At 50.3% G+C, this 352-nt stretch carries 1 pseudogene; it reads right to left on the bottom strand.

The features are described from left to right. Window positions 1-352: pseudogene (locus tag ACNQ0T_RS23355) on the bottom strand (protein rep); the annotation flags it as partial.

A 352-nucleotide genomic window follows, 5' to 3' on the forward strand; every position in this document is an offset into this window, starting at 1 on the left:
GCCATCCCCTACATCGTCGGCAATGACAAGATCCTCATTGGTTTCTCGATCCAACTGGAGGACGTTTTTTAGCGCCCCACCGGTCGAGATAAAACGGCGCTTGTGAAGCTGCCGCGTCAGCTCAAGAAACCACTCAGGATCGTTTGCCATATCTTCCGGTTTAACGGAGTATTTCAGCGTTTCAGCAACCGCGCTTTGCAGTTGCTCGGCAACGTTGGCCACAACCTCACCTGTCTTAGTTTTTACTGCCCGAATATCGATATTCGGCTCATAGTTCACCCGCAAGCAATCGCGCCAGAGTTCTACCCAACGTTCGTGCTTAACTTAGTTCTTCCCTTTAAACCAAGAAGGT

The organism is Enterobacter cloacae complex sp.6700776 (genome assembly GCF_048284255.1).
GTDB classification, from domain to species: domain Bacteria; phylum Pseudomonadota; class Gammaproteobacteria; order Enterobacterales; family Enterobacteriaceae; genus Enterobacter; species Enterobacter intestinihominis.